14 protein-coding genes are annotated in these 17,352 nt (G+C 67.7%); 6 read left to right on the top strand and 8 right to left on the bottom strand.

Annotated elements, in window-relative coordinates:
• Window positions 1-16 precede the first annotated feature (16 nt).
• Window positions 17-2,860 carry a bifunctional diguanylate cyclase/phosphodiesterase gene (locus K5L94_RS09635; RefSeq protein WP_053449496.1) on the bottom strand — a complete coding sequence of 948 codons (2,844 nt, stop codon included), beginning with the start codon at window positions 2,858-2,860 and terminating at the stop codon, window positions 17-19.
• Window positions 2,861-3,107: 247 nt separating this feature from the next.
• On the opposite strand from K5L94_RS09635, the gene K5L94_RS09630 reads away from it, so the two are divergent.
• The 5 genes from K5L94_RS09630 to K5L94_RS09610 all read left to right on the top strand — a co-directional run bounded on the left by K5L94_RS09630 (window position 3,108) and on the right by K5L94_RS09610 (window position 7,312).
• The gene (locus K5L94_RS09630; RefSeq protein ID WP_232281436.1) at window positions 3,108-3,626 is read left to right on the top strand and encodes an RNA polymerase sigma factor; all 519 of its coding nucleotides are present in this window, start codon (window positions 3,108-3,110) and stop codon (window positions 3,624-3,626) included.
• Window positions 3,623-4,639 (top strand): hypothetical protein, encoded by a 1,017-nt coding sequence (locus K5L94_RS09625; RefSeq protein WP_274512495.1) that lies wholly within the window; start codon window positions 3,623-3,625, stop codon window positions 4,637-4,639. Before K5L94_RS09630 ends, K5L94_RS09625 begins: the two co-directional genes overlap by 4 nt.
• Before the next feature lie 40 nt (window positions 4,640-4,679).
• Window positions 4,680-5,276, top strand: a complete 597-nt coding sequence (locus K5L94_RS09620) for an IMPACT family protein (RefSeq protein WP_053451288.1) — start codon at window positions 4,680-4,682, stop codon at window positions 5,274-5,276.
• Window positions 5,269-7,041 carry an ABC transporter transmembrane domain-containing protein gene (locus K5L94_RS09615; protein ID WP_053449494.1) on the top strand — a complete coding sequence of 591 codons (1,773 nt, stop codon included), beginning with the start codon at window positions 5,269-5,271 and terminating at the stop codon, window positions 7,039-7,041. The genes K5L94_RS09620 and K5L94_RS09615 overlap by 8 nt, the downstream gene beginning before the upstream one ends.
• A gap of 76 nt (window positions 7,042-7,117) precedes the next feature.
• A complete protein-coding gene (locus K5L94_RS09610) occupies window positions 7,118-7,312 on the top strand; it encodes a hypothetical protein (protein ID WP_005416191.1) in 195 nt (64 codons plus the stop codon).
• A 249-nt stretch (window positions 7,313-7,561) separates the two neighbouring features.
• Here the strand turns inward: K5L94_RS09610 and K5L94_RS09605 are convergent, their stop codons facing one another.
• From K5L94_RS09605 to K5L94_RS09595, 3 genes are all read right to left on the bottom strand, one after another.
• Window positions 7,562-8,686: a prephenate dehydrogenase gene (locus K5L94_RS09605; RefSeq protein ID WP_274512494.1), complete on the bottom strand. Its 1,125-nt coding sequence runs from the start codon at window positions 8,684-8,686 to the stop codon at window positions 7,562-7,564.
• Entirely contained in the window at window positions 8,683-9,591 is a 909-nt protein-coding gene (gene pdxY / locus K5L94_RS09600; RefSeq protein WP_053449492.1) for a pyridoxal kinase, read from the bottom strand. The genes K5L94_RS09605 and pdxY overlap by 4 nt, the downstream gene beginning before the upstream one ends.
• A gap of 525 nt (window positions 9,592-10,116) precedes the next feature.
• Entirely contained in the window at window positions 10,117-11,316 is a 1,200-nt protein-coding gene (locus K5L94_RS09595; RefSeq protein ID WP_053449491.1) for an MFS transporter, read from the bottom strand.
• A gap of 72 nt (window positions 11,317-11,388) precedes the next feature.
• Here K5L94_RS09595 and K5L94_RS09590 point away from each other — a divergent pair, with 72 nt between their 5' ends.
• Complete coding sequence (locus K5L94_RS09590; RefSeq protein WP_053449490.1) at window positions 11,389-12,186, top strand: AraC family transcriptional regulator; 798 nt, start codon at window positions 11,389-11,391, stop codon at window positions 12,184-12,186.
• A 60-nt stretch (window positions 12,187-12,246) separates the two neighbouring features.
• On the opposite strand, the gene dnaJ is transcribed toward K5L94_RS09590, so the two are convergent.
• The 4 genes from dnaJ to hrcA form a co-directional block, all read right to left on the bottom strand.
• Window positions 12,247-13,374: a molecular chaperone DnaJ gene (gene dnaJ, locus K5L94_RS09585; protein WP_006434177.1), complete on the bottom strand. Its 1,128-nt coding sequence runs from the start codon at window positions 13,372-13,374 to the stop codon at window positions 12,247-12,249.
• Between the two features lie 153 nt (window positions 13,375-13,527).
• A complete protein-coding gene (gene dnaK / locus K5L94_RS09580; RefSeq protein ID WP_006434175.1) occupies window positions 13,528-15,453 on the bottom strand; it encodes a molecular chaperone DnaK in 1,926 nt (641 codons plus the stop codon).
• Window positions 15,454-15,608: 155 nt separating this feature from the next.
• Window positions 15,609-16,124 (bottom strand): nucleotide exchange factor GrpE, encoded by a 516-nt coding sequence (gene grpE, locus K5L94_RS09575; RefSeq protein ID WP_006434173.1) that lies wholly within the window; start codon window positions 16,122-16,124, stop codon window positions 15,609-15,611.
• 63 nt (window positions 16,125-16,187) lie between these two features.
• The gene (hrcA, locus tag K5L94_RS09570; protein ID WP_008266321.1) at window positions 16,188-17,252 is read right to left on the bottom strand and encodes a heat-inducible transcriptional repressor HrcA; all 1,065 of its coding nucleotides are present in this window, start codon (window positions 17,250-17,252) and stop codon (window positions 16,188-16,190) included.
• Window positions 17,253-17,352: the final 100 nt, after the last annotated feature.

Genomic DNA, 17,352 nt, shown 5'->3' with positions numbered 1-17,352 from the left:
AACAGCACGCGGCGGCTCAGGCCACCGCGTGCACCCGGGGCGCAGGCCGGCCCAGCAGGTAGCCCTGGCCGTAATCACAGCCGAGTTCGCGCAGGGTCTGCCGCTGCGCCTCGGTCTCGATGCCTTCACCGATGGTCTCGATGCCCAGCGTGCGCGCCAGCGACAGCACGCCTTCAACCAGCGCGCGCGTGCTCTGCACTTCCGGGCCGTGCAGGCCGGCGATGAAACTCTGGTCGATCTTCAACGTGCTGATCGGGAAGCGGTGCAGGTAGGACAGCGCCGAGAAACCGGTACCGAAATCGTCCAGCTGCACCTGGATGCCACGCTCGCGCAGGCCCTGCAGGATGCGCAGCGTATGCGGGCCATCGTCCAGCAGCGCCACCTCGGTGATCTCCAGGCGCAGCCTGCGCGGATCGGCACCGCAGGTGTCGAGCAGGCCGAACAGGCGATCACTGAATTCCGCCGAACGGAAATGGCGCGGCGACACGTTCACCGAGACGTAGCCCTGGCCGCCCTTGCCGAGGCCGGCGATGACCTGCTCGTAGATCAGCCAGTCGACCTGTTCGATCAGCCCGCTTTCCTCACCCAGTTCCAGGAACGCACCCGGCAGCAGCAGGCCACGGCGCTCGTGCTGCCAGCGCAGCAGCGCTTCGTGCCCGACCACTTCGCCATCGGACAGGCGCACGATCGGCTGGTAGAAGGGAACGAAATCGCGGTTGTTGATCGCGCGGCGCAGATCGGCTTCCAGGTCGAGGCTGCGCATTGCCTGTTCGCGCATGTCCTCATCGAAGATCGAGCAACGATCGTGGCCCTGTGCCTTGGCCCGGTACATCGCGGCATCGGCATCGCGCAGCAGTTCTTCACCGGTGCGGTAGCGCGGGTTCCACAAGGCGATGCCCAGGCTGCCGGACGGGAACAGCTCGCGCCCGGCGATCCACATCGATTCCTGCAGCGCCAGCAGCAACCGCTGGCCGAAGTCCAATGCCTGTGCCAGGCCCTGCGGGCACTGCAGCAACACGGCAAACTCGTCGCCACCCAGCCGCGCCACCACATCCTCGGGGCCGGCCATCGACACGATGCGCTTGGCCACTTCCACCAGCATGCGGTCACCGGCCGCATGGCCGATGCTGTCGTTGACCAGCTTGAAACGGTCCAGGTCGAGGAACAGCACGGCGAACACCGGGCCGCCCTCGCGCCTGGCCAGCGCCAGCGCATCTTGCAGGCGGTCGAGCAGGTGCAACCGGTTGGGCAGGCCGGTCAACGCGTCATGCATGGCCTGATGGGTCAGGCGCTGTTCGGCACGCAGGCGCTCGCCGATCTGGCCGAGCAGTTTTTCGTTCACCTCGGCCAGTTCGCGGGTACGCTCCTCCACCCGCTTTTCCAGCTCGGCATGCGCCGAGCGCAGCCGCTGCTGGTCTCGCTGGCGGGCCAGGCCGGTGCCGATGTTCTGCGCGACGAAGGTCAGCAGGCGCTGGTCGTGCACGCTGAACGTGCTGTTCTCGCTGTAGCTCTGCACCACGATCGCGCCGACCACTTCATCGTCGCGCAGCAGGGGCACGCCCAGCCAGCAATGCGAGCGGGCGCCGGATTCGCGCACTTCGCCGGTGGCCAGCAGCGCGTCGATCTGCGCACGCGAGGCCAGCAGCGGGCGCCGGTTGCGCACCACGTACTCGGTCAGGCCGCGGCTGAACGGCCGTGGCGCACGACTGGCATTGTGCTCGTCCACCGAATAGACGAAATCCAGTCCATTGCCCGCCGGGTTGACCAGTGCGATGTAGAAGTTGCGCGCATCAAGCAGGCGCCCGACCACGCCATGCACCTGCCCGTAGAACTGGGCCAGGCTGTCGGCCGACATCGCCATCTCGGCAATGTTGTACAGCGCGGTCTGCAGCTGTTCGGCGCGACGGCGCTCGGTCACTTCATCCTGCAGGCTGTGGTTGGCGCGCTGCAGTTCCTGCGTGCGCCTTTCCACCTGCTGCTCCAGCCGTACCTGCGCCTGGCGCCGGTCCATGGCGGTCTGCACGTGCTGGGCCACGAACCCCAGCAGGGCCCGCTCGGCCTCACCATAGCGGGCAGCCTGTTCATAGCTCTGCACCACGATGGCGCCGCATACGCGGCCATCGCGCAGCATCGGCACGCCCAGCCAGTCCAGGCTTTCCGGCCCGCGCTGGGGGTCGTGCTCCTGCTCCATCACCCGCGCCAGCAGTTCGCGCGACGGGCCACTGAGCGGCCTGCCATGGCGCAGCAGCGCTACGGTCAGACTGCGAGGCATCTCGCTGGCGGCGTGGCTCTGCGATGGATCGGCAACGAAATCATCCACCTGGTCGGCGAAGTACAGGAAGCGGATCTGGTCCCGCACATCGTCGTACTCGACGATGTAGCAGTTCTCCGCGTACATCAGCGTGCCCAGCACGCCGTGCACGTGGCGCAGCATCTCGCCCATCTCAAGGTCGGCACCGGCCAGGTCGGCGATCTGGAACAACGCCTGCTGCAGGCGCTCGGCCTCTTCCAGCGCCTTGATCTGCCCGGCCTGGCGGCCACGCTGCAGGGCCAGTTCCATCGCCTGCCGGGCCAGCCCCCACCACGCGGACGAGGGCGCCGCGCCGGCCACCGACAGCAGCAGCCGCGCACCGTCGTACTCCCAGCCGTGCTGGCCATCGCCGATGCCAGGTTCCCCGGAGGCGCACCCCGTCACCGCCAGCAAGGGCCATCCGCCCTGGCCACAGCCCAGCTGCGGGTCATCCCAGCCCACGCGGACCACCGCCGATTCCGGCAACAGCGCATGCAGCGCGCGCACCAGCGCCGTGCTCAGCACGACCTCGTGTGGTGGCTCTTCCGCCGGTTCAGCATACGTGGACAAATGACAATCTCTTGGCGCCGTCTGTGCGTCGCCTCCCCTGAGCCGTCGAGCATAGCGCGCCACCCGGGGGGCAATGGAAGCCCGCAAACCCCGAATCGTGCGCCCGTACGTTTTTCCTGCTGTCCGTAGCCCCTTGCGCGCCATGAACCCTGCCCTGCCCGCCCTCGCCACCGGCTATGCGCCATCGCCTGCAGGCCTTACCCTGTACGCCGTGGAAGCCAGCGCATTGCCAACCGATGAAGCCTTGATGCTGGCCTGGGCCGGTGGCGACCTGCGCGCGTTCGAAAGCCTGTATGCGCGCCATCGCAAGCGGCTGTTCGGCTTCCTGCTGCGGCAACTGCGCGACAACGCGCTGGCCGAGGAGATCTTCCAGGACGTCTGGCAGCGGGTGATCAGCGCCCGCGCCGGCTGGCAGCCCGAGGCGGCATTCAGCACCTGGCTGTTCCGCATCGCCCATAACCGCTTGAACGATCACTGGCGTGCCGCCCGCCATCGTCCCTCCGCACCGGCCGACGCCGACCTGCGCCTGGCCGCCATCGAGGATGGGCAGACCCCGGAAGCCGAACTTTCCGAATTCGAACAACGTCGCCGCATCCAACTGGCGATGGAACAACTGCCGCCCGAGCAGCGCGAAGTGCTGCAGCTGCGGCTGGATCAGGAACTGAGCCTGGAGGAGATCGGCCAGATCACCGGCGTAGGCCGGGAAACAGTGAAATCGCGGCTGCGCTATGCGATGGACAAGCTGCGTGCGGGATTGAACGCATGAACCGAGACGAACCGCTGACGCCGGAAGAACGCGAGCTGGCCCGCCTGCTCGGCCGTCGCGCCGAACAGGCGCCGCCGGCCGCGCTCGACGCCGCCATCCTGGCCGCGGCGCGCGCCGCCGTGGACGCACCGGCCGCCGCAACCGCCGCCTCCCCGGAAGCACCCCGCGCACGGCGCTCACGCTCGCGCTGGCCGGCCGTGTTCGGTATCGCCGCCTCGATGGTGTTCGCCATCGGCATCGCCTGGCAACTGCGCCCGGAACCACCGCCGGTCCCGGCAGGTGAAGCAGCCGTCGCTGCAGCACCTGCTGCTGCCGAGATCGCAGCCGACGCGCCGCCTGCTGCAGGCGGCGCCGCGGACCGTACGGCGGCAGCCGCAGAACCGGCTGCACCGCCGGCAACGCCCGAGGCTGCTCCGATGGCTGCTCCGATGGCCACCCCCACGCCCGCACCGGCTTCCGCCGAGCGTGCACCCGCAGTGGCGGCAGCACCCAAGCCTGCACCCGTGGACGCACCGGCACGCGCCGCGCGCTCAAGGGCGGCAGAGGCCGCCGCCGATACGCCTTTTGCCACACCGTCAGCCGCACCAGCAGCGGCTCCGCCTGCGCCACCGGCCCCGGCAGCCTACTCGGCACCTGCTCCGGCATTCGCGCCCGCTCCGGCAGCGGCGCTCAAGGCACGCACGGCCGAAGCGGCCATGGACAACGCCGCAGCCAACGCCGAGCCGGCGCAGGCACTGGATCGGGTACAGATCACCTCGATGAAGCGCGAGGCCGCCAGCCGTTCCGCGGCGGGCGTCATGCGCCGCAGCAGCGATGCCAGCCTGAGTGCCGATGCGGTGCAGGCAGAAGTCGGCGCCGACGCGCGCCTGCCACGCCGGCAGTGGCTGGAAAAAATCCGTGAGCGCCGCGATGCGGGCCAGCGCGACCTTGCCCGCGCCAGCCTGGAACGCTACATCGAGCAGTATCCAGAATCGCGCCTGCCGCGCGACCTTCGCCCGTTGCTGGACGACTGAGACCCACGGAGGTCGGGCGCAACACCGTAGAATGGTGGAGATGCCCGATACCCTCGCCCAGCCGGTCAGTCACACGCTGGAAGTCAAACACAGCCGCTTCATTGCCCATGCCACGCCGATTGATGGCGCCGCGGCGGCGATGGCGTTCCTGCAGCAGGTTGCAGTGGCCGATGCCACGCACAACTGCTGGGCTTACCGCCATGGGCAGGACTACCGCTCCAGCGACGATGGCGAGCCCGCAGGCACCGCCGGGCGGCCGATCCTGGCCGCCATCGATGGCCAGGGTTTCGACCGGGTGATGGTGGTGGTGACGCGCTGGTTCGGCGGCATCAAGCTCGGTGCCGGCGGCCTGGTCCGCGCCTACGGCGGTGCCGCCGCCGAGTGCCTGCGCACCGCGCCACGCCTGCCGCTGGTCACCATGGCCCGCCTGCAGCTGCTGGCCGGCTTCGAGGACCTGGGCAGCCTGCATGCCACCCTTCCCGCCTTTGGTGCCGGGAAGCGTGATGAACAGTTCGATGCCAATGGCGTGTGCCTGCGGATCGAATTGCCTGCCGATCAGGTCGACGCATTGAAAATCCGCCTGCGCGACGCCACCCGTGACCGTATCCGCATAGAAGACGACGACCAGGATGACTGACAAGGACGACGCCCCCGCTTCGACCCCGCCGCTGCGCCGCCTTGGCAGCCTGCGCACGCTATGGCCGTTCGTGCGCCGCCACAGCGGCCTGTTCACGGCCTGGCTGCTGGCCCTGGCTGTCTCTTCGGCCGCCACGCTGAGCCTGCCACCGGCCGTGAAGCAGATGATCGACCACGGCTTCAGCAGCGGCGGCCAGATCAACCGTGCCTTCGCCCTGCTGATGCTGGTGGCGGTGGTGATGGCGCTGGGCACCGCCGCGCGCTTCTACTTCGTGTCGCTGCTGGGCGAAAAGGTCGTCGCCGACCTGCGCAGCCAGCTGTACGCGCACCTGATCCAGCTGGGCGCCGGCTTCCACGATCGCAGCCGCAGCGGTGAGCTGGTCTCGCGGCTGACCGCCGACACCGAACTGCTGCGCAGCGTGGTCGGTTCGACGATGTCGGTCGCCCTGCGCAGCAGCGTGACCGTGGTCGGCAGCCTGGCGATGCTGTTCGTCACCAGCCCGAGGCTGGCAGCGTGGTCGCTGCTCGGCATCCCGCTGGCGGTGCTGCCGATCATCATCGGCGCGCGCAAGCTGCGCACCGTCGCGCGCAACAGCCAGGACCGCATCGCCGATGCCAACAGCCTGGCCAGCGAGACCCTCGGTGCGGTGCGTACGGTGCAGGCCCATGCCCGTGAGCCATACGAACGCGGCCGCTTCGACCACGCGCTTGGCGACGCGATCAAGGCCGCGCGCCGCCGCATCGGTGCGCAGTCGCTGGTCACCGCCAGCGCCATCCTGCTGGTGTTCGGCGCCATCGTGGGGGTGCTCTGGCTGGGCGCTCACGACGTGATCGACGGGCGCCTGAGCGCCGGCACGCTGGGCCAGTTCGTGCTGTACGCGCTGATCGGCGGCGGCTCGGTCGGCGCGCTGGCCGAAGTCTGGAACGAGCTGCAGCGGGCGGCCGGTGGCATGGGCCGCATCGGTGAACTGCTGCAGGAAGACATCGAGATCCGTGCGCCGGCACAGCCGCACGCACTGCCGCAGCCGCTGCGTGGCGAAATCCAGTTCGACGATGTGGTGTTCCATTACCCGCAGCGGCCGGACCAGGCCGCGCTGGATCATTTCACCCTGCACGTGCGGCCCGGCGAAACCGTGGCCCTGGTCGGCCCGTCCGGCGCCGGCAAGAGCACGGTGCTGTCGATGCTGCTGCGTTTCCACGATCCGGCCAGCGGCCGCATCTGCGTGGATGGCGTCGACGTGCGCCAGGCCGACCCTGCCGAACTGCGCGCGCAGCTGGCACTGGTACCGCAGCAGCCGACGTTGTTCGCGGCCAGTGCGCGCGAGAACATCCGCTATGGCCGTCTGCAGGCCAGCGACGACGAGGTCGAGCAGGCCGCACGCGCGGCCGAGGCCGATGGCTTCCTGCGTGCGTTGCCGCAGGGCTACGAAAGTGAACTGGGTGAGCGCGGCGCCCGCCTCTCCGGCGGCCAGCAGCAGCGCGTGGCGATTGCCCGTGCGCTGCTGAAGGACGCACCGATCCTGCTGCTGGACGAAGCCACCAGCGCGCTGGACGCGCAGAGCGAGTACAGCGTGCAGCAGGCGCTGGAGCGGCTGATGGCCGGCCGCACGACGCTGGTGATCGCCCACCGCCTGGCCACCGTGCTCAAGGCCGACCGCATCGTGGTGATGGACCAGGGCCGTATCGTGGCCGAGGGCACGCACGCACAGTTGCTGGCCGAAGGCGGTCTGTACGCTGAACTGGCTAGGCTGCAGTTCATCGATTGATGACGGTCGCCTAACATCGGCCGGACCAAGCTGGCGACCAAAAGCAGCGTTCGCAGTCCGTAGAAGGAGGTGCACGATGTCGTTCCGTCAGTTTCCCGCCGTCGACAGCAATGGCGAAAGCCACATCATCATCGAGTTCAAGCCCGAGGCGAATGGCAGCGGGCACCACTCCGAGGCCACGCCGCGCTACGAGCTGGATGATGGCCGCCAGCTGGTGCGCAACGGCCGCGAGTTCACCACCAGCGGCGGCGAGCTGCGGCTGACGATCTGAGGTTTGCCGGGCATGGCCCGGCGCCACCGGATTCCGCATCGCCCCGCGCTGGGGATTCCGCATCGCCCCGCGCTGGTAGGTGTCGACCTTGGTCGACACGCTTTTTGCCAAGGCAGTCGAGCATGGCTCGACGCTATCAATAGCGTGATCAATTTATCGCCAACCGTCTTGACAGCCTTGGCTGCCAAGGCCTGCGCGCGGTTATCCACACGTTTGCGCAGAAATCATCCACACTGCCTGTGGATGAATTCAGCCCAGCACCCGGCCGATGCCGCTGGCGTCCACCTCGGCCGCCGCCGCTGCGATCGCTGCCGGGTCGCTACCCGCCACGAACCCGATACGGAAATGCACTTCGCCGCCTGGCGTGCGCGAGGAGTGGATCGAGGCCAGGCTGATGCGGTGCTGCTCGAACACATTCAGCAGCTCACGCAGCGAACCGGGCCGGTCTTCTGGTAGATGCACCGACAGCGCATTGCGCTCGGTCAGGTCCGCCAGCAGGTAGCCCACCCGCTCGAAGGTGTAGTTGCCGTCAGACAGTGCCTGCTCGCCGAAGGCGCTGCGGTTGGCCGACAACAGCTGCTCACGGAATGCGCCGCGTGCGCCGTCGTCGCCCTGCCCGACCTGTGCCTGCAGGGACTGCAACTGGCCGATCAGCCGCTCCAGCATCGGCGCCACGTACGGGTTGCCGAACTGGATATCTTCGTAGATGGCCGGATTCAACGACAGGATGCGCGAAATGATCGCGGTATCCAGCTCGAACGACGCCGAACGATACGGCATCATCGCGGCCAGATCGCCCAGCTGCGGCTGGTACTGGCGCAGCACGCCAGCCTGGGCCAGGTGGCTGGCATGCACCATCGCCTGTACCAGCGCCATCATCTGGTCGTGGTGCTGCGGGGTGGCGCGCACGCACTCGGCCTGCAGCGCCGCGCACAACGCGTCGACCCACGGCTGCCAGTGCTGCAGCCGCGCTTCGCACACCACCATCACCCGGCCTTTCAGCGTCGGTGCCTTGGGCGGCGCGGTCATCGGATGCAGGCCGACCACTTCAGCCTGCGAGGCCAGCATCGCCTGCACCGGCGCTTCCTTCACCGACGTCACGTCCAGCCACAGGCGGTCCTGCTCGCGCCCCGCCGACTGCTGCACGTACTGGGCAATCAGCGCAGGCGTGTGCCGGATCGGTGCCGAGAACACCAGCACGTCAGCCTGCGCCAGCAGCTGCTCCGGCGTGTGCGAGGCCGGGTCCGCTGGATCATGGCCGATCACCTGCAGCTGCATGTGCTGCTGGAAGAAGCGGCTCAGCCAGCGCCCGTAGGCGCCGGCGCTGCCGACGATACCGACCGTGCGCGGCGTGCGTTCGTGCAGATCGCTCATGCCACGCGTTCGGCGCGGAAGCGCGTGCCTTCGGCCAGTGCGGCAGGCGCCGCGGCGATCACGTCGAACTCTTCGAAGCCGTTGTCCAGGGTCGCCTCCAGCGCTGCATGGGTACCGGCAATGGCGCGCGAGATCGCCTGCTGCATCGATTCGCCGCGCAGCAGGAACGACACCACCAGTGACATCAGCACATCGCCGGTGCCGGCCACATCCACCGGCAGCAACGGCGAGGTCCAGCGCCAGGTTTCCCCGCGACCGACCGCCAGGGTCACCAGCTCGCCGGGGTTTCCACCGACGCTGTGCGCGATCACCCATTGCGGACCACGGTCGAGCAACGTACGGGCGGCGGCGATGGCATCGGCCTCCGCCAACGCCGGCATGCCGGTGAGGCGGTTCAGTTCGAATGCATTCGGCGTGACCAGCCAGGCATGCGGCAGCAGGCGCTCGGCGAAGATCGCTTCCAGGCCAGGCTCGACATAGGGCCCGGTATGGGTATCGCCGATCACCGGGTCGAGGCAGTAGCGCAGCTGTGGGCAGGCCGGCAGGATCTCGTCCAGCCAGTCGGCGAACGCGGCACCGTTGGCGGTACTGCCGAAGTAGCCGGACACCAGCATCCTGGCCCGCTGCGGCAGGCCGCGTTCGTAGGTACCGAGCAGCAGGTCGGCGAACCAGTCGGCGGGCAGCACGCGGCCGCGGGTGGTGTCGTAGAACGGCGCGTTGCTGAGCAGCACGGTCGGGATTTCCGCCACGCGAACGCCGAGCGCGCGCATCGGCGGAACGGCGGCGCTGTTGCCGGCGTGGCCGTAGACAAGTTGCGACTGGACCGAGATGACATCGATCGGCGATGGGCCGTCGGGCCGCTGGCGGCGGCCGTGGACCAGGTGGTTGTCAAGGGATTCGCTCATGCCAGCATTCTACGCCCGGTGGAGGGTTCGGCAGGGCTGCGCCCTGCACCTGCCGAAGCAACAGCAACGGCAACGTCAAAAGCTCGCATTCCCTGGGATGGAGGGGCGGTGTCGGAGTGCGGGGACGCCGTGAACCCATCCATGGGGGCTTGGCAGCCGCATCCATGCGGCTGACACCCCGCACTCCGACACCGCCCCACCTCTGACAGATTCCGTGTGCTGTTGGTAGGTGTCGACCTTGGTCGGCACATCTGTGTGACATCGAATGAATTCATCCGTGTCGACCAAGGTCGACACCTACCAGAGCAAAACGCCGCTCTGCCAGATCGCGGAAAACTGTCGAAGGCGGGGTAGGTCCGGTTGAGGGGGTGTGAGCGGCATGGATGCCGCGACCAAGCCTACATGGACGTATTTACGGCGTCCCCCTCAACCGGACCCACCCCGCCAACCCTCAGGAAACCAGCTTCGGCTGTTGCTTCGGCTTTAAGCAGGTGCAGGGCTGCAAGCCCTGCAAAGCAAAACCCCTCAGTGAGCAGCAGGCCGCGACGGCGGCAGCCACGCAGCCACGATGCCCAGCAGCGGCAGGAACGCGGTCAGCTGGTAGACGTACTCGATGCTGGTCTTGTCTGCCAGCAGGCCGAGCACGGCCGCGCCCAATCCGCCCATGCCGAACGCGAAGCCGAAGAACAGGCCCGACACCATGCCGATGCGGTGCGGCATCATCTCCTGCGCGTAGACCACGATCGCCGAGAACGCCGAGGACAGCACGAAGCCGATCAGCACCGCCAGCACCGTCGTCCAGAACAGATCCGCATGCGGCAACATCAGCGCGAACGGCGCCACACCCAGGATCGACGTCCAGATGATCGGCTTGCGACCGATGCGATCACCCAGCGGGCCACCCAGGAAACCACCTGCGGCTGACGCCACCAGGAATGCGAACAGGTGCAGCTGCGCCTGCGCCACCGGAATGCCGAAGTGGTGGATCAGGTAGAAAGTGAAGTAGCTGCCGATGCTGGCCATGTAGAAGTACTTGCTGAAGATCAGCACCAGCAGGATCGCCAGCACCTTGGCCACGGTGCGCGGCGGATGCCGAGGCGCCATCGACGCGGTGCTGGCCGGACGCGGCGTGCCCAGGTGCAGCGCATACCAGCGGCCGACATAGGTCAGCAGCGCGATGCCGATCAGGGCCGCACCGGCGAACCACGAGGCGGCGTGCTGGCCATACGGCACGATCACCGCAGCGGCGATCAGCGGGCCGAGCGCGGTACCGAAATTGCCGCCGACCTGGAACACCGACTGCGCGAAGCCATGACGGCCGCCCGAGGCCAGCCGCGCGATGCGAGAGGCCTCGGGGTGGAAGATCGCCGAACCGATGCCGACCATCGCGGCGGCCAGCAGCACCACGGCGTAGCTCGACGCGAAGCCGAGCAGCAGCATGCCGCACAGGGTCGAGGCCATGCCGATCGGCAGCGAGTACGGCGCCGGGCGCCGGTCGGTGGCCATGCCGACCAACGGCTGGAAGATCGAGGCGGTGAGCTGGTAGGTCAGCGTGATCAGGCCGATCTGGGTGAAGCTGAGATTGAAGCCGCCCTTGATCACCGGATAGATGGCCAGGATCAGCGACTGCATCATGTCGTTGACGACATGCGAGGTGGAAATGGCAGCCAGCACACCGGGAGCCACCGGGCGTGAGGTCGTTGCGGGAGAAGCCAGGGCGGACATGGACGCAGTCAGGTTGGGGGCGAGCCACGCATGCTACGGTTGCCCTCCCCTCCCTTCTGCCGCGTTCGGGTCATGGCCTATCGCAAAAAGGACATTGCCAGCGACGTCGATCCGGCGGCGCCCTGGCGCGACGTCCCCCAGCATCGCCCGGTCACCTATCGGGTCACCCAGTACCCGGCCGGTACCCACATCGCAGGCCACAAGCACCAGCGCCACCAGCTGGTCTATGCCATCTCGGGGCTGATGGTGGTGCGCTCGGAAGTGGGCCGCTGGGTGGTGCCCTCGACCCGTGCGATCTGGATGCCGGCCGGCATGGTGCACGCGGTCGACTGCATCGCCGCCGTGCACATGCGCAGCCTGTACATCGACCCGTTGTTCGCGCCGCAGTTGCCGGCCGAACCGTTCGCGGTACAGGTGGCACCCCTGCTGCGCGAGCTGCTGCAGGCTGCCACGCTGATCAAGGGCGAGCACATCGAAGACAGCCGAGATGGCCGCGTGGTGCGCCTGCTGCTGGACGAACTGCATCGCATGGACGTGCTGCCACTGCATCTGCCCGCCGCGACCGACCCGCGCCTGCAGCGGATCTGCCAGCACATCCAGAAGCACCTTGGCGATGACGCCACGCTGCAGGACTGGGCGCAGGCACTGGAGGTGGACGTGAAGACCATCCAGCGCCATTTTGCCAGCGAACTGGGCATGACCTTCGGGCAATGGCGGCAGCAGGCGCGGCTTCTGGCCGCCCTGGAGCGACTGGCGGTCGGCGACAAGGTCATCGATGTGGCGCTGGCGATGGGCTACGACAGCCCGAGCGCGTTCACCAGCATGTTCAAGCGGCAGCTGGGGCAGACGCCGGCGGCGTTTTTCCGTTGACCGCATACGACAACGCCGGGCTTGGCCCGGCGCTTTCGTTCAACTTTTCCGTTGAAAAACTCAGGACGTCATGCGGTCCCAGAAGCCCTTCACGCCATCCATGAAGGTGGCCGACTTCGGCGAGTGCTTGCGTGCTTCCTCGCCGACGAAGGTGGCTTCGAACTGCTCCAGCAGCTTGCGCTGTTCGTTGGTGAGGTTGACCGGGGTCTCCACCACCACGCGGCAGTACAGATCGCCCTCGCTGCGGCTGCGCACCGAACGCACGCCCTTGCCGCGCAGACGGAACAGCTTGCCGGTCTGGGTCTCGGCCGGGATGCGGATCTCCGCCTCACCCCCCAGGGTGGCCACGCGCACGGTGTCGCCCAATGCGGCCTGCGAGATGCGGATCGGCACTTCGCAGTGCAGGTCGTCGCCATCGCGCTGGAAGATGGCATGCTCGCGCACGCGCACTTCCACGTACAGGTCACCCGGCGGGGTACCGGCCGGACCGGCCTCGCCCTCACCCTGCAGGCGGATGCGGTCGCCGGTATCGACGCCGGCCGGCACCTTCACCGACAGCACCTTGTCTTCCTCGACACGGCCGTTGCCGTGGCATGTCTTGCAGGGCTTGGCGATGATCTGGCCGCGGCCGCCGCAGTTGTGGCAGGCCTGCTGCATGGCGAAGATGCCGCGCTGGATGCGCACCTGGCCGCGGCCATGGCACACATTGCAGGTCTCGACCTTGCCGTCTTCGGAGCCACTGCCATCGCAGTCGCCGCATTCGGCCAGGGTCGGAATCTCGATGCGGCGCTCAACGCCACGCACCGCTTCTTCCAGGTCCAGCTCCATCACGTAGCCGATGTCGGCGCCGCGACGGGCCTGGCGCGGGCCACCGCCTGCTCCACCAAAGATGTTGCCGAAGATATCGCCGAAGATATCGTTCATGTCCGGGCCGCCCGGACCGCCACCACCGCCCATGCCGTGCTCGAACGCAGCGTGGCCGTGGCTGTCGTACATGCGGCGCTTGTTGCCGTCGGACAGCACTTCGTAGGCTTCCTTGCACTCCTTGAAGGAGGCTTCGGCCGCCGCATCACCCGGGTTGCGGTCCGGGTGGAACTTCATCGCGCAGCGACGGTAGGCCTTCTTCAGCTCGTCGTCGGTGGCGGTGCGGGCAACGCCCAGCACTTCGTAGTAATCGCGCTTGCTCATATCGTGAATCTGGTTCCGGAAAGTCGGGATTCGTCAAAGCGGAAGAGCGGAACCAGGTCCGCTCTTGCGTCGGGCGCCCCGACACGCCGGTGGCGGCCAGGACCCTGATGCGACAACGGGACGCTGCCAGGCAGCGTCCCGCGTCGGTCCGGATCAGGACTTCTTGTCGTCCTTGACTTCGGTGAACTCGGCATCGACCACATCGTCGTTGCCCTTGCCAGCGTTGCCGGCGTCGGCACCCGGGGCGGCACCGCCCTGGTCGGCCGAAGCCGCGGCGAACAGCGACTGGCCGGCTTCTTCCAGCACCTTCGACTTGGCTTCGATCTGCGCCTTGTCGTCACCCTTCATCGCGGTTTCCAGGTCGGCCAGGGCCGCCTCGACCTTGCCGATCACTTCGCCGCCGACCTTGCTGCCGTGCTCGGTGATCGCGCTGCGGGTGCCGTGGATCAGGGCATCGGCCTGGTTGCGGGCCTGCACCAGCTCCTGGAACTTCTTGTCTTCCTCGCGGTTGGCTTCCGCGTCGGCGACCATGCGTGCGATCTCTTCCTCGGACAGGCCCGAACCGGCCTTGATCTCGACCTTCTGTTCCTTGTTGGTCTTCTTGTCCTTGGCCGACACGTGCAGGATGCCGTTGGCGTCGATGTCGAAGGACACTTCCACCTGCGGCAGGCCGCGCGGGGCCGGCTCGATGCCGGACAGGTCGAACTTGGCCAGCGACTTGTTGAAGCGGGCCTGTTCGCGCTCACCCTGCAGCACGTGCACGGTCACGGCCGACTGGTTGTCCTCGGCGGTGGAGAACACCTGCGAGGCCTTGGTCGGAATGGTGGTGTTCTTCTCGATGATCTTGGTGAACACGCCACCCATGGTCTCGATGCCCAGCGACAGCGGGGTCACGTCCAGCAGCAGCACGTCCTTGACGTCGCCGCCGAGCACGCCGCCCTGGATCGCCGCACCCAGTGCCACGGCTTCGTCCGGGTTGACGTCCTTGCGCGGTTCCTTGCCGAAGAACTCGGTCACCGCCTGCTGCACCTTCGGCATGCGGGTCTGGCCACCGACCAGGATCACTTCGCTGATGTCGCTCGAACGCAGGCCGGCATCGTTCAGGGCGACGCGGCACGGCTCGATCGACTTCTTGATCAGGTCTTCCACCAGCGCTTCCAGCTTGGCGCGGGTCAGCTTGATGTTCAGGTGCTTCGGGCCCGAGGCGTCGGCGGTGACGTACGGCAGGTTCACTTCGGTCTGCTGGGCGCTGGACAGCTCGATCTTGGCACGCTCGGCGGCGTCCTTCAGGCGCTGCAGGGCCAGCGGGTCCTTGCGCAGGTCGATGCCCTGGTCCTTGTTGAATTCTTCAACCAGGTACTCGATGACGCGGTTGTCGAAATCTTCGCCGCCCAGGAAGGTGTCGCCGTTGGTGGCCAGCACTTCGAACTGCTTCTCACCGTCGACGTTGGCGATCTCGATCACCGAGACGTCGAAGGTACCGCCGCCCAGGTCGTACACCACGATCTTGCGATCCTTGTTGTCGCCCTTGTCCAGGCCATAGGCCAGCGCGGCCGCGGTCGGCTCGTTGATGATGCGCTTGACGTCCAGGCCGGCGATGCGGCCGGCGTCCTTGGTCGCCTGGCGCTGGCTGTCGTTGAAGTAGGCCGGCACGGTGATGACCGCTTCGGTGACCTTCTCACCGAGGAAGTCCTCGGCGGTCTTCTTCATCTTTTCCAGCACCTTGGCCGAGATTTCCTGCGGCGCCATCTTCTTGCCGTCGCTGGTCGACACCCAGGCGTCGCCATTGTCATGGGCCAGGATGCCGTACGGGACGTGCGCGATGTCCTTCTGCACTTCGGCGTCGGTGAACTTGCGGCCGATCAGGCGCTTCACCGCGTAGAAGGTGTTCTTCGGGTTGGTCACGGCCTGGCGCTTGGCCGAGGCGCCGACCAGGACTTCGCCGTCCTTGGTGTAGGCGACGATCGACGGGGTGGTGCGATCGCCTTCCGAATTCTCGATGACGCGGGCCTTGCCGCCGTCCATGATCGCCACGCACGAGTTGGTGGTGCCGAGGTCGATACCAATGATCTTGCCCATGGGGGAGACTCCTGAGGATGCTTGTTGGGGTCAGTCCGGCCGTTCGGCCGGTGGATGAATACGATGTGGGGGAGGCTCGTGGAACATTCAAGCCATCTCCCGAACGCTGTGTTCAGCGCCTGGAAAACGTTGCCGGGCAAGGCCCGGCGCTGCCGTCAGTCGGCGGCCACCACCACCAGCGCCGGCCGCAGCAGACGCTCGTTGAGCAGGTAGCCCTTCTGGAACACGGTCACCACGGTGCCGGGGGCGGCGCCCGGGGTCGGCACCTGGCTGATGGCCTGGTGGTGTTCCGGGTTGAACGGCTGGCCGGTCGGGTCCAGCAGGACCAGGCCGTTGTCGGCGGCGACCTTCAGCAGCTGCTTGTAGGTCAGCTCCAGGCCCTCGCGCAGCGGGTGCGGATCATCGCCGGCGGCCTTGAGGCCGGCATCCAGGCTGTCGAATACCGGCAGCAGCTCGCCCAGCAGCTTCTCGTTGGCGAACTTGCGGGCCTGCTCGATGTCACGGGCGACGCGCTTGCGCTGGTTCTCCAGGTCGGCGCGCTCACGCAGCGCATCGGCCCTGACCTGTTCAACTTCGGCGCGCAGGCGCTCCAGTTCATCGTTGACGCCGGCGGTGGCGGCCGCATCGGCGGCGGTCTGCTGGGATTCGATATCTGGATGTTCGTGGTTCATGTCTGGGTCCCTGGCGGTCAATCTCCGCCTCCACCCACCCTAGTGTGGGCGGGATGCTGCGTTTCAAGCGTCGGATGTCCCCGGCGTGCGACCGGCCGGCGAAAAGGCCGCGCCCAGCACATCAGCGGTGGCCTGGACCAGCGGGATCATGCGGTCATAGGCCATGCGCTTGGGCCCGATCACGCCCAGCACGCCCAGCACCTGGCCGTTGGCGGTATAGGGGGCCGTGACCAGCGAAACGCCCTGCAGCGGCATCATTCCGGTCTCCTCGCCGATGAAGATGCGCACGCCCGGGGCCTGGATGGTCCGCTCCAGCAGCTGCAGGATCTCGCGCTTGCTGGAGAACAGCTCGAACAGCTCGCGCAGGCGCTCCAGGTCGGACAGGTCCTGCACGCCCATCAGCCGGGTCTGGCCGGCCACCAGCATGTCGTCGGCCGCTGGCTGCAGGGCCTGCTCAGCCAGCTCGATGCTGTGCGCCAGCAGCTGCTCCAGTTCGGAACGGGCGTCGCGCAGCTCCAGCAGCAGGCGGGTGCGGATCTCGGCCATCGGCAGCCCGGCGAAATGGGCGTTGAGGTAGTTGGCGACCTGCTCCAGCTGCCCCGGCGCGAACTCCTGGCGGGTCTCGATGACCCGGTTTTGTACCTCGTTGTCGGCGAACACCAGGATCGCCAGCACCCGGCGCCCGTCCAGCGCCACGAAATCGATCTGGCGGAAGGCGAACTGCTCGCGCCGTGGCGCGCTGACCACGCCGACGAAGTGGCTCATCGCCGACAGCAGCTCCGAGGCGCTGCCCAGCAGGGCCTGGGTGCTGCCGCCGCCGGCCAGCTCCTGGCGCAGGCGGGCCAGTTCGCCCTCCCCCGGCGGCTGCATCTGCAGCAGGCTGTCGACGAACACCCGGTAGCCATGCGCGGTCGGAATGCGCCCGGCCGAGGTATGCGGCGAGGCCAGCAGCCCCAGGTCCTCCAGGTCACCGAGGATGTTGCGGATGGTGGCCGGGCTGACCTCCAGGCCGGCCACACGCGCCAGCGTCTGCGAGCCGACCGGCTCGCCGTCCTGGATGTAACGCGCGATCAGCGTGCGCAGCAGATGGCGCGCACGCGGGGCAAGCTGGTCGGGAGAACCGTGCATGGAATCAACCTGTGAGACACGGACACTAGATAATGGCGGCGCATCCCCTTGGCAAGTCATTGGACCTCCCTCGCCCGCGTGCTAGCGTTGCGCGGCTGCT

It is taken from the genome of Stenotrophomonas forensis (assembly GCF_028752115.1).
GTDB classification, from domain to species: Bacteria; Pseudomonadota; Gammaproteobacteria; order Xanthomonadales; family Xanthomonadaceae; genus Stenotrophomonas; species Stenotrophomonas forensis.
The sequence above is the reverse complement of the archived record's forward strand: the minus strand, read 5'-3'. Positions and strand labels throughout refer to the sequence as shown.

Bases quoted from the DNA above. Each gene is read 5' to 3' on its own strand.
- pdxY (WP_053449492.1), bottom strand. From the start codon at position 9,591: ATGAGCGAATCCCTTGACAACCACCTGGTCCACGGCCGCCGCCAGCGG.
- K5L94_RS09620 (WP_053451288.1), top strand. From the start codon at position 4,680: ATGCCCGATACCCTCGCCCAGCCGGTCAGTCACACGCTGGAAGTCAAA.
- dnaJ (WP_006434177.1), bottom strand. From the start codon at position 13,374: ATGAGCAAGCGCGATTACTACGAAGTGCTGGGCGTTGCCCGCACCGCC.
- K5L94_RS09630 (WP_232281436.1), top strand. From the start codon at position 3,108: ATGCTGGCCTGGGCCGGTGGCGACCTGCGCGCGTTCGAAAGCCTGTAT.
- K5L94_RS09605 (WP_274512494.1), bottom strand. From the start codon at position 8,686: ATGAGCGATCTGCACGAACGCACGCCGCGCACGGTCGGTATCGTCGGC.
- grpE (WP_006434173.1), bottom strand. From the start codon at position 16,124: ATGAACCACGAACATCCAGATATCGAATCCCAGCAGACCGCCGCCGAT.
- K5L94_RS09615 (WP_053449494.1), top strand. From the start codon at position 5,269: ATGACTGACAAGGACGACGCCCCCGCTTCGACCCCGCCGCTGCGCCGC.
- K5L94_RS09590 (WP_053449490.1), top strand. From the start codon at position 11,389: ATGGCCTATCGCAAAAAGGACATTGCCAGCGACGTCGATCCGGCGGCG.
- K5L94_RS09610 (WP_005416191.1), top strand. From the start codon at position 7,118: ATGTCGTTCCGTCAGTTTCCCGCCGTCGACAGCAATGGCGAAAGCCAC.
- K5L94_RS09595 (WP_053449491.1), bottom strand. From the start codon at position 11,316: ATGTCCGCCCTGGCTTCTCCCGCAACGACCTCACGCCCGGTGGCTCCC.
- dnaK (WP_006434175.1), bottom strand. From the start codon at position 15,453: ATGGGCAAGATCATTGGTATCGACCTCGGCACCACCAACTCGTGCGTG.
- hrcA (WP_008266321.1), bottom strand. From the start codon at position 17,252: ATGCACGGTTCTCCCGACCAGCTTGCCCCGCGTGCGCGCCATCTGCTG.
- K5L94_RS09625 (WP_274512495.1), top strand. From the start codon at position 3,623: ATGAACCGAGACGAACCGCTGACGCCGGAAGAACGCGAGCTGGCCCGC.